A 10,356-nucleotide genomic window follows, 5' to 3' on the forward strand; every position below is an offset into this window, starting at 1 on the left:
CCAGTGTGGTGACCGCGCGTCATCCGTTCCGGGTGAGCCTCCTGCACACGGCGCGCCGGTGCAGCGATGTCGATGCAACCGTTGCTACGCAAGGCAAACAGCCACATCGGCCGAGGGAAGACCACCCAGGCAGGGTGAGGCCCCGCAGCTTGGGGCGGTGCTTTGCTCGTCACGTTTGGCGAGGTATGAAATCGGGGGGCACCGAGTGTCGCAAGCGTTGGTACAGCAGGATCGCCGTGGAACGGCCCCGTCGACGTTGGCGGTGCCGGACCTCCCACCCGGATACGTTCTGCGCGACCGCGTCGTCGCGCAGTTGGATGCCGCTGTGCGCGCGCCGCTGACGCTGGTGACCGCGCCCGCCGGATGGGGCAAGACCGCGGCGCTGGTCGCATGGGCCCGCACCGTGCGGATCGGTGACGAGGTGCCGGTCGTGCGCTGGGTGACCGCGAACTCACCCGACGGCGCCGACGTGCCCGCCCGGCTCCGCGGCGCCCTCTCCGCCGGGGACGCTACGCTGCCCGCCGGGGACCTGAAGCCCGACCCCTACGCCGACGACCTGCCACGAGCCGTCGACGCGCTCGACCGCCCCCACGTCGTGGTCGTCGACGACGTGCGCGAGATCAGCGACCAGGCCGCGCTCGCGGAGCTGGAGGCGCTGGTCCGGCACGGCATGGGCCGCCTGCACCTGGTGCTGTCCTGCCGGCGGGATCCCGCGTTGCCGCTGTACCGCTGGCGGGTCAACGGCTCGCTGACCGAGGTGCGCACGACCGACCTGTCGCTCACCATCGCCGAGACCGCGCAGCTGCTGGCCGCGCACGACGTCGTGCTGCCGGGCAGCACCCTGTACGCGCTGCACTCGATGACCGAGGGCTGGCCGGCCGGGGTACGGCTCGCCGCGATGGCGATGCGCGGGCACCCGGAGCCGGAGCGGGTCCTCGACGACGGCGGCCCCTACAGCACCGCCGTGGGCGACTTCCTCACCGGCGAGGTCATCGAGACGCTGCCCGCCGACACCCGCGGGCTGCTCCTCGACACCGCGGTCGCGACGCGCCTCAACGCCGGCCTGGTCGAGGCGATCACCGGCCGCGACGACGGCGCGCGGGTCCTCGCCGAGCTCAAGGGCTCCAACGCCTTCCTGACCCGCAACGCCGGCCCCGGCGGCTGGTACCGGTTCCACCCGCTCTTCGCCCGCACCCTGCACTCCGAGCTGCAGCGCCGCAACCCCGAACGCGTCGCCGAGCTGCACCGCCGCGCGGCCGCGTGGCACGCGACCTACGGCATCCCGGCCGAGGCGATGCGGCACGCGCTGCTCGCCGACGACTGGACCGGCGCCGTCGAGACGCTGGACCGGCACTGGCCGGACATCGTCGGCGGGGTCCGCTACGACCGCCCGCACGAGGCGGCGCCGCACCCGCCGGCCGGTGACGAACACGCGGATCCGCGGCTGGCCCTGGCCTTCGCCGCGGAGCGCCTGCGGGTCGGCGACCTGGAGGGCACCCGCGACTACCTGCGCCGCAGCAACCGCGTCGCCGACACCCCGCCCGCCTCCAGCGCCGAAACCCAGAACCCGGCCGGCACGACCGGGACCGGGACGGCCGCGAGCACGACCGGGACGACCGCGAGCGGGACAACCGCGACTGGGACGGCCGCGAACGGCACGACCGCGACCGGGACGAGCAGCACCCGGACCACCACGCCCACGAGCACGGCCGGGACGAGCGCCGCCGGCACCGAGGACACCACGACCACGAACGCGTTCGTCACGAACACGGACGTCACGACCGCGTCCGGCAGAGAGGCCAGCACCAGCACCAGCACCAGCGCTGGAGCCACAGACACGACCCGCACGACCGGCGGCGACGGCACCGCCGGCGGCAACGGCGAGACCGGGCCGGCGAGCGCGACCGCCACCGGCACCGGCACCGGGGACACGAACGCGTTCGGCACGACCGCGACCGGCACGAGCGGCGGCGTCACGACCGCGTCCGGCGGTGAGGGCGGCACCAGCGGCACCGGCACCAGCACCAGCGGCGCCGGGGCCCCGAACGCGACCGGCACCACGACGACCGGCACGACCACGACCGGCACGACCGCCGGCATCGGTACCGGCGGATCCGCGGGAGGAGCCGGCACAGGCGGCCCGGTCAGCACGGGCGGTCCGGCGAACGTGAACCGCGCGGCCCACGGGATCGGCGTCAGCGGTCCGGCCGTCGCGAACCGCGCGACCCACGGGATGGGCGCGAACGGTCCGGCCGGCAATGTCGGCGCGACCGTCGGGCGGGCCGCACAGGCCGGGTCGGCCGTGCCGGCCTCGCTGCACGTCCCGGCCGCGAACGGCGGCGGTGCGACGGCCGTGATGACCGCGCCCGCGCCGAGTGGGGCGTCCGCCGGTACACCCGGCGTGGAACTGAACGGAGCATCGAGCGGCACACCGAAGGAGCAGGCCGCGGCGAAGGCGCCGGCCCGGGTCAGCCCGCGGATGATGGCCGGGTTCATGGCCGCCGAGGCGTGGCTGTCCGGCGACCCGCGCAGGACGCTCGCCGCCCTGGGGGAGCTCAACCGGCCCGAGGAGCAGACCGACGAGGTGCGGGCACTGGCCATGCTGGACGAGGGCGCGGCCCGCCTCCGGCTGGGTGAGCTCGCCGCCGCTGGGACTCCCCTGCACGGGGCTCTGGTGCTCGCCCAGCGCACAGGCATGGCGCAGACGCAGGTGTGCGCCGCGGCACAGCTGTCGGTGCTGGAGGCGGCCCGCGGCAGGCTGCGGGCGGCGGCTCGGCTCGGCCGGCAGGCGCTGGTGACCGCGGACCGCTTCGGCATCACCGACGCGACCGACCTCGGCTGGGTCCGGATGGCCCTGGCCAGCGTGTACGGCGAGTGGGACCGCATCGCGGAGGCCGACCGGCTCCTCGACGAGGGCCTGGACCTGGCCGCCGGCGACCCCGACCTGCTCGTCGCGATCGCCACGGTGCGGGCGAAGCTCCGCCACGGCTCGGGCCGGCTCGCCGCGGCCCTGGAGGTGCTGCACACCGCCCGCCGGGAACTCGGCGGTGCGCCGCTCGCGCCCAGCGTGGAGCGGGCCCTGGCCCTGACGGAGGCGGAGCTACGGATCAGCGGCGGCGACCTGGGCGCGGCCCGGCGGCTCGTCGCGACCGGCGGCGACCCGGATGTGTATCCGGGCTGGGCCGCCTGTGTCGACGCGGCGGCGGCGCTGGTCGAGGGCAAGGCGGCCGCCGCCGCGTCGACCGCTCAGCAGTACGCGACCCCGTCGGTGGACACGGCGCTGACCTGGACCGTGCACGCCGCGATCCTGACCTCCCTCGCCGGTAGGGCGCTCGGCGACCGCAACCGGGTGCTGCGCGGCCTGGAGGTCGCCCTGGACATCGCGGAGGAGGAGAGCTTCCGCCGGCCGTTCCTCGTCGGCGGGCACCCCGTGCGGGACCTCCTGGCCAACTTCGCGCCGCTGCTGCCCGTGTACCACCCGCTGGCGGCGGAGCTGGCGGCCGGTTCATCGCCGCTGTCGGGCGGTGGGCGCGGCGCCGACGGCAGCCTCGTCGAGCCGCTCACCGAGCGCGAGCTGACGGTGCTGCGCTACCTGCAGGGCACGATGTCCAACCTGGAGATCGCCTCGACGCTGTACGTGTCGGTCAACACCGTCAAGACGCACGTCAAGAACATCTACCGCAAGCTGCACGCCGGCCGCCGGCGCGAGGCCGTCGAGCGGGCGCGCGAACTGCGGCTGCTGTGATGTTCGTCCGCGCCGTCGACGAGGGGCCCGGACCAGCGACGGCGGCCACGCGCCGCTGCGTCTGGGCGGCGCTCGCGGCCACCGTCGCGTGGCCGGCGCTCAACGTCGGCGGCGTCGCCCACCCGCAGGCCGCCGCGATCGCGGTCGGCCTGCTCACGGTGCTGCCTATGCCGGGGCCGGCGCTGGGCATCGCGCTCGCCGCCGGCCTGGTCCTGATGACCGGCCAGCCCTTCGCACCGCTGTTCGCCCTGGCCGCCGCGGCGCTGATCGCGCTGGTCGGCGTGCCGGCGCAGCACCTGCCGAGCTGGGTGGGGCCGCTGTCACTGCCGACACTCTCGGCGACGGCCCTCTTCGCCGGGCTCGTCGCCGGCCTGCCCGGGATCCTCGCCGGGCTGCTGATCGCGAGCGCCACCTCGGCGCTGATCCGGCGTGCTTGAGTACCTGCGCGGTCGGCGCACCGCGATCGTGCGCCGGCAGGCGGGCGCGGCGCAGCGGGCCCTCGCCGGCGGATCCGGGCAGCCACGCGTCGGTCCATTCTGGCCGGCGGACAACTGGGTGTTCGTCGCGTACGCGGCAGCCCTCGCCTGTGCCGCGATCGCCGCGCTCGGCATCCACTGGCTCGGCGCGCCGCCGCTGGGCCGGGCGGTCCTGGCCGCGATCGCCGCCACCGGGTTCCTGCTCGCCGGGATGCACCTGGTGCGGACGCCGGCGAGCCGGGAGCGGGCGCTGCGGCAGTACCTGACGGACCCCCGCGACCGGTCCGTGTTCGAGGAGGCCGCCGGGTACGCCGACCGGATCGTGCTGACCTGGCCCGCGCTGGAGCGGCTCGGCGACCCGACCGACCCTCACGACACCCTGGAACGCACGCTGTGGGACCTCGCGCACGCCCTCGCCGAGCGCGGCGAGCTGCGGACCGCCGTCCGGGCGCTGCGCGCGTCGGTGGGCGAGCCGATCGGCGCGGGCCTGCTGTTCGCGGCCGTCACGGACCGGCAGGCGGAGCTCACGCAACGGCTGACCGAGATCGACGCCGAGGTGAGCCGGCGGGTCGGGCGGCTGCGGCACCTCGCCGGGCTGTGCCAGGGGTTCCTGGACCAGCGGGCGGCGCAGTCGCGGGCCCGCGTGCGCATCGACGCCGCCGACGCGCTGCTCGGCGCGATCAACGCCCGGCCGGCTCGCGACACGGAACCGGCAGAAACACTGACGGAAAGGACGGAAACGGTACTCGCCGCATACCGCGAACTGACCGACGAATTCGAGTAGCTACCCTGCCGTGGTGTTGAAAACCAGGCTGTTGACCGGGTTCGGGATCGCCGTCGCGGCCGTGGGGCTGTTCTTCGCATACCGGCGGATGGCGTACGCGTTCCCGATCAACAGCGACGGCGCGAGCAACGCGCTGCAGGCCTGGGACATGTTCCACGGCAACCCGCTGCTGACCGGGTGGACGCTGTCCGACGTCGCGTTCTACCCGACGGAGCTCATCCAGTACGGGCTGATCCAGGTCTTCACCGGACCGACCGTCGACCAGATCCACATCGCGGCCGCCATCACGTACACGATGATCGTGCTGCTCGCCGCCGCCCTCGCGAAGGGCCGCGCGACCGGGCTCCAGGCATGGCTGCGGGTCGGGGTGACCGTCGCGATCCTGCTGTGCCCGGTGCCCGGCACCGGCTACCAGACGCTGCTGTCCTCGCCCAACCACACCGGCTCCGCCGTGCCGCTGCTGCTGGCGTGGGGGGCGATCGACCGGATGCGCGACACGAAGGCGAAGCCGGTCGTCGTGGCGCTGCTGCTGGCGTGGGGCGCGTGGGGGGATCCCCTCGTCACGTTCGTCGGCGCCGTCCCCCTCGCACTGGTGTGCCTGGTGCGTGCGCTGCGGCTGCCCGGGTCGTACAAGAGCCGCCTGACCAGCATGGACTTCCAGCTGGCCCTCGCCGGTGGCGTCTCGGTGGCCCTGTCGCACCTGGCGACGTGGGGCCTGCACGCGATCGGCGGCTACCACACGCCGAAGCCGCCGATCGAGCTGTCGCCGTGGGACGAGTGGTTCGGCCGGGCGCACATGACGGCGCGGATGCTGGGCGTGCTGTTCGGCACCCACCGGCCCGGCTGGCAGGGCAAGTGGATCCAGCAGGGCGTCTCCTACCTGCACCTGATCGGGTTCCTCGTCGCGCTGGTCGCCGTCGCGATCGTGCTGCTGCGGACGGTGCGCGGCACCGCCGACCGGGTCGAGTCCATCATGGCGATCGCGATCTGCTGCGACATCGGCGCGGAGATCGTGTCGACGCTGCCGGTCGACCTGATGGCGGCGCGGGAGATCTCGCCGGTGCTGCCGATGGCGGCGGTCATCGCCGGTCGTGTCGTCGGGCCGCGGCTCATGACCGCCGACGGGCCCGCCGGCCGGGGGGTCACGGCCCGCTGGCGGCAGGGCGTGCTGGCCGGCGTGCTGGCGCTGCTCACGCTGAACCTGGTGGTGTACTCACCGCCGCGCGCCGAGGCGTCCGAGGGGCAGGCCGTCGCCGACTGGCTGCAGGCCCGCGGGCTCACCTACGGCCTCGGCGGTTACTGGGCGTCCAACAACATCACCGTCACCACGCACCGGAAGGTGACCGTCGCGCCGGTGATCGGCGACCATGACCGGGTGGTCCCGATGTGCTGGCAGTCGAAGGCCGACATGTACGACGCGGCGCACGACGCCAGGTTCATCGTCTTCGAGAAGGACCGCCCGTTCTACGGGACGCCGGCGCAGGCGATGAAGATGTGGGGCTCACCGAAGCAGCGCTTCGACACCGGCCGCTACGCGGTGCTGGTGTACGACGTCAATCTCCTGGCCGGCTTCCCGCCACCGTGTTGACGCCTGGTCGTCGCCTGTCACGCCACCACATTGATGGCCCACCGTCGATACGATCGATGGCGTGCGCAGATTCGTCGTCTGGGGTGACAACGCCCTCGCACGGCGGCTGGTCGGCGAGCTGATCAACAGCTACAGCGCGCAGGTGACGGCCGTGGTCCCGTCGCTCACGCAGAACCTGGCGCCCGAGATCGCCGAGCTGTGCGCGCCCGACCCGTGGTCGATGGTGGTGCAGGAGCGGCGCCTGACGGCGGCCACGTTCCTGCGGCCCGAGCTCGCCGACGCCGAGGCGATCGCGTTCGTCGACGCCGACGACGTCGCCAACGTCGACGCGGCGCTGATCGCCCGGGAGGCGCTGCCCGACGTCCGGGTCGTGCTGCGGATGTTCAACACCGTTCTCGGCGCGGGCGTCGCGTCGCGGGTGCGCAACTGCGCGGTCCTGTCCGCGTCGGAGATCGCCGCGCCCGCGTTCGTCGCGGCGGCGCTCGGCGACAACACCCCGACGTCGATCCAGCTCACCGACGGCCAGCGCCTCGCGGCCGTCGACCGCTCGCTCGCGAACCCGGCCGACATCCGGTGCGGCCTGGCGGACACCGCCACCGGCGCCACCCTGCCGCCGGACGACGCCGCCGACCTGGTCCTCGTCAGCGTGTACGGCCAGGTCCGGCCGGCGCCGCGGCGCGACGGCCGGCACCCCCTGCGGATGACCCGGCTCGTGCTCAAGGGCGGCCTGCGGCGGGTCCTGGTCGGCGTGTTCGCCCTGATCGCTGCCGGCAGCGTCGTGGTCGCCGCCGTCCGGGACCTGAGTCCGTGGCGGGCGCTGTACGTCACCGTGCTCACGACCCTCGGCGGCGCCAACGCCGACCTGGAGGCGGGCCGGATCAGCCAGGCCGTCGACCTCGCGCTGGTCTTCGCGGGCGTCGCGGTCATCCCGGCGGTCACCGCCGCCGTCGTCAACACCCTCGTCAAGGCCCGCCTGAAGATCGCCGCCGGCGGCCTGGCCGTGCCCGTCGGCAACCATGTGATCGTCATCGGCCTCGGCAACGTCGGCGCGCGCGTCGTGCAGGGCCTGCACGACCAGGGCATCGACGTGGTGGCCATGGACCGCGCCCCGACCGCCCGCGGCGTGGCGGTCGCCCGGGCGCTCGGCATCCCGGTGATCCTCGGCGACGCCAAGGACACCGAGACCCTCGAGGCCGCGTCGGTGGCCACGGCCCGCTGCCTCGTCATGGTCACCACCGACGACGTCACCAACCTGGAGGCGGCTCTGCTGGCCCGCTCGCTGCGCGCCGACCTGCGGGTGGTGTTGCGGCTGTTCGAGGAGGACTTCGCCCGGCGGATCAAGGTCGCCTTCGGCATCAACCATTCCCGCAGCGTCTCCTACCTGGCCGCCCCCGCCTTCGCCGCCTCGATGGTCGGCAGCGAGGTCGTCGACACGATCCCCGTCGGCCGCCGCGTCCTGCTCGTCGCCGAGGTCCGCGTCGGCGCCCGCTCCCTGCTGGAGGGCCGCCCGTTCCACGAGGTCGGCGTCGCCGACGAGCTCCGTCTCGTCGCCGTCCAGACCGGCCGCCCCGGCCTCGGCCAGGGCGTCCAGACCTTCTGGTGGCCCGAACGCAGCCGCGGCCGGACCCTCGACCGCAGTCACACGATGATCGTCGTGGCGACCCGCGCCGGCCTCGTCTCACTGCTGGAGCGCGCCGCCGCCCGCCCCTGACCCGGCCGGTCGCCCTTTGCGGGTGCTGGCGGACGGGCCGGCCCTCACGCTCAACACGTCGAGCACCTCGGCCTGATCAACGCGGCGATCCGCCTGGACGAGGCCCTGCGCTGAACCGCGCCCGGGTGGAACCTGGTCGACGCCTTGCCGGTGGACTGGTTCACTTGCCGGCGTGAGTCCGCTGCGGTACGGAGCCATCGACGTCGACTATCCGGACACCGGAGGCGCCCGGGGCGCGCTGGTGGTCGCCGGCGAGCCGACCTTCGGCGCCCTGATCGACGAGCGCGTCGCCTGGCTCGACGACGTCGCCCCGTATGAGCCGGGCGCCTTCTACAAGCGCGAGCTGCCGGCGATCCACGCGCTGCTGGACCCGCTGCCGCCGCTCGACCTGCTCATCGTCGACGGCTACGTCGACCTGGATCCGGACGGCCGCCCGGGCCTCGGCGCGCACGTCCGCGACGAGCTCGGCATCCCGGTGATCGGCGTGGCGAAGACCGCGTTCCGCAGCGCCACCCACGCCGTCGCCGTGCGCCGCGGCGGCGCCGACCGCCCCTTGTTCGTCACCGCGGCCGGGGTGCCACTGCCCGACGCGGCCGCGCTGGTCGCGGCGATGGCGGGCACGTTCCGCCTGCCGGACGCGCTGCGCCGGGTCGACTCCCTCGCCAGGGGGCGCGCCGCACCCGCCGCATCTTCCCAGCAATAGTCTTCATATGTAGGGTTTCTGGCATGCCGAGGTTGCCGCACTCGTCGCCACAGACGCTGCACGTCTTCGAGGCCCTGCTCGCCGCGCCAGACGCGTGGCGGTACGGGTATGACCTGAGCCGGGAGACCGGGCTGGCGTCCGGCTCGCTGTACCCGATCCTGATGCGCCTCGCGGAGGGGGCGCTGCTGGAGACCCGCTGGGAGCCGGCGGAGCAGCCCGGCCGCCCCCGCGCCACCTCTACCGGCTGACCCAGGACGGCGCGGCGCTGGCCCGCTCGCGCCTGGCCCGGCGCGCGGCGCAGGCCACCTCCCCGGCGCCCCGCCTGCACCCCCGGACCGCGTCGTGAGCGCCCTCCACCGGCTGGCCCGCGGCGTCCTGACCGTGGCGCTCGCCGGCAGCCGCGGCCCGTGGGGCGCCGCCGTCATCGCCGAGCTCGACGAGGTCAAGGGCGCCTGGCCGGTGCTGCGCTGGACGGCCGGCGGCCTCCGGGTCGCCGTGAGGCTGGCGCTGCGGGAGCGGCGCGGGGTCCGCCGTGCCGTCGCCGCCGCGCTGGTCGCGGCCGCCGTCCTGGCCGCGTTCCTGGCCGCGTTCCCGGTCCGCTCGATCCCGTCGGGCGCGATGGCGCCGACCCTGTCCATCGGCGACCACGCCGTCGTCGACCGGATCGCGTTCCGGCTGACGGGCATCGACCACGGCGACATCGTCGTGCTACGCGCCCCGTCGGACCCCGGCGGCTCGGTCACCACCGTCGACAGGGTCATCGGCCTCGCCGGCGACACCATCGACTGCGCCGACGGCAGGGTGCGCCGCAACGGCACGCCGCTGGACGAGCCTTACACCCACGGCGCGGCCACCGGCTGCTCGCCGGTGACGGTCCCCGACGGCATGCTCTACGTCCTCGGCGACAACCGCGAGGTCGCCCGCGACTCCCGCCACTACGGTCCCCGGCCCCTCTCCGTTGTCACCGGCCGCGTCCTGCTGGCATGATCCCGTGGCACGTTTCGGGGATTCGACGGTCCGCGGAATTGCCTAATGTTCTCGTCAACAGCAACGAGCAAGTCACAGCAGATTCTGGGGAGACGCAATGAGCGAGTGGGACAGCGGCGACCACGGCGACCAGGGTTACGACGGCGGCACCGACTACGGTCACGTGGAGGCCGGCGCGGACCACGAGTCGCTGAACCAGCTGCACGAGGTGAACGCGGCTGACAGCAACTACGACTCGAACTTCGGCGTGTACGAGCAGGACTCCGCGTCGGCCGAGTCGACGTCGTTCGACCAGGGCCACGAGGTCTCGTACAGCACGCCGGCGGGTGTGGAGTACCACGAGTCGGACTTCACCTCGTACG

Annotated in this window: 9 protein-coding genes; all 9 read left to right on the top strand. The window is 74.3% G+C overall.

What is annotated here, in order from left to right; genetic code table 11:
* The first annotated feature begins 325 nt into the window (after nucleotides 1–325).
* Complete coding sequence (locus tag ACFY3L_RS53820; RefSeq protein ID WP_389343536.1) at nucleotides 326–3,745, top strand: LuxR C-terminal-related transcriptional regulator; 3,420 nt, start codon at nucleotides 326–328, stop codon at nucleotides 3,743–3,745.
* Complete coding sequence (locus tag ACFY3L_RS53825; protein WP_389343539.1) at nucleotides 3,745–4,182, top strand: hypothetical protein; 438 nt, start codon at nucleotides 3,745–3,747, stop codon at nucleotides 4,180–4,182. Before ACFY3L_RS53820 ends, ACFY3L_RS53825 begins: the two co-directional genes overlap by 1 nt.
* Nucleotides 4,175–5,005 (top strand): hypothetical protein, encoded by an 831-nt coding sequence (locus ACFY3L_RS53830; RefSeq protein ID WP_389343542.1) that lies wholly within the window; start codon nucleotides 4,175–4,177, stop codon nucleotides 5,003–5,005. Before ACFY3L_RS53825 ends, ACFY3L_RS53830 begins: the two co-directional genes overlap by 8 nt.
* Before the next feature lie 13 nt (nucleotides 5,006–5,018).
* On the top strand, nucleotides 5,019–6,593 hold the full coding sequence (locus ACFY3L_RS53835) for a hypothetical protein (protein ID WP_389343545.1): 1,575 nt from the start codon (nucleotides 5,019–5,021) through the stop codon (nucleotides 6,591–6,593).
* 61 nt (nucleotides 6,594–6,654) lie between these two features.
* Entirely contained in the window at nucleotides 6,655–8,304 is a 1,650-nt protein-coding gene (locus ACFY3L_RS53840; RefSeq protein WP_389343548.1) for a potassium channel family protein, read from the top strand.
* A 172-nt stretch (nucleotides 8,305–8,476) separates the two neighbouring features.
* Nucleotides 8,477–9,007, top strand: coding sequence for an endonuclease V (locus ACFY3L_RS53845; RefSeq protein WP_389343551.1), 531 nt, complete (start codon nucleotides 8,477–8,479; stop codon nucleotides 9,005–9,007).
* Nucleotides 9,008–9,030: 23 nt separating this feature from the next.
* Entirely contained in the window at nucleotides 9,031–9,255 is a 225-nt protein-coding gene (locus ACFY3L_RS53850) for a hypothetical protein (protein WP_389343554.1), read from the top strand.
* Nucleotides 9,256–9,349: 94 nt separating this feature from the next.
* Complete coding sequence (lepB, locus tag ACFY3L_RS53855) at nucleotides 9,350–9,994, top strand: signal peptidase I (protein WP_389343557.1); 645 nt, start codon at nucleotides 9,350–9,352, stop codon at nucleotides 9,992–9,994.
* Between the two features lie 97 nt (nucleotides 9,995–10,091).
* A partial coding sequence (locus ACFY3L_RS53860; protein WP_389343560.1) for a hypothetical protein occupies nucleotides 10,092–10,356 on the top strand: 265 nt, incomplete at its 3' end.

The organism is Dactylosporangium sp. NPDC000521 (assembly GCF_042898305.1).
In the GTDB taxonomy this organism is placed as follows: Bacteria; Actinomycetota; Actinomycetes; order Mycobacteriales; family Micromonosporaceae; genus Dactylosporangium.

Coding starts and splice junctions, on each gene's coding strand:
- ACFY3L_RS53825 (WP_389343539.1), top strand. CDS start 3,745: ATGTTCGTCCGCGCCGTCGACGAGGGGCCCGGACCAGCGACGGCGGCC.
- ACFY3L_RS53850 (WP_389343554.1), top strand. CDS start 9,031: ATGCCGAGGTTGCCGCACTCGTCGCCACAGACGCTGCACGTCTTCGAG.